At 76.6% G+C, this 655-nt stretch carries 1 protein-coding gene; it reads right to left on the reverse strand.

Annotated features, from left to right (window positions below):
• Nucleotides 1-46 precede the first annotated feature (46 nt).
• Nucleotides 47-589: a DUF2243 domain-containing protein gene (locus tag Q6969_RS16170; protein WP_317231348.1), complete on the reverse strand. Its 543-nt coding sequence runs from the start codon at nt 587-589 to the stop codon at nt 47-49.
• Between the last annotated feature and the right edge of the window lie 66 nt (nt 590-655).

The following is a 655-nucleotide window of genomic DNA, read 5'->3' on the forward strand; positions in this document are numbered from 1 at the left end:
GGCCGCGGGGGCCAGGTCGAGGAGCGCGGCGGATCCGGCCGCGTGGTCATGCACCCGCGGCGCCCCGTCCGTCGTCGGCGGCGCGGGCGTCCGCGCGGTCCGCGGCGCGGGAGCGGAGGACGAGCACCAGCCCGGCCACCAGGAGCGCCGCGCCCACGGCGTTCCAGACGGCGTCGTACGCGGCCAGGTCGACGCCGTAGCGGATCTGGTGCAGCCCCATGAACTTGTGCTGGATCGTGCCGTCGTACAGCTGGAACCCGCCGGCTCCGAGGAGCAGCCCGCCCGTCCACCGGGGCCGGCTGAGGGCCCGTCGGCGCTGCAGGTCGGCGAGGAGGAACAGCGAGCCGATCGCCGCGGCCCAGCCGACCGCGTGCAGGATCCCGTCGGAGACGATCCCGGCCTGGGTCGTCGAGCGGTCGTAGAAGTGGTGCCACTGCAGGATCTGGTGGAAGACGACCTCGTCGACGGTGGTGGCCGTGCCGATCCCGAGCAGGAGCCCGGCCACGAGGCTGCGTCCGGGCAGCCGGGCGGCGGTGCCGCGGGCGGCGGCGCGGGCAGGGGCGGCGGGGCCGTTCGTCGAGGCGCTCATGCCTCGACGCTAGGCGCGTCCGCGTCGGGCGACCGGGTGGATCCGCGACGCCGCGGACCAGAGCGC

This window comes from Clavibacter sp. MX14-G9D (assembly GCF_032917815.1).
Classification (GTDB): Bacteria; Actinomycetota; Actinomycetes; order Actinomycetales; family Microbacteriaceae; genus Clavibacter; species Clavibacter michiganensis_K.

Excerpts from the sequence above, each read along its gene's own strand:
- Q6969_RS16170 (WP_317231348.1), bottom strand. The coding sequence starts at position 589 with ATGAGCGCCTCGACGAACGGCCCCGCCGCCCCTGCCCGCGCCGCCGCC.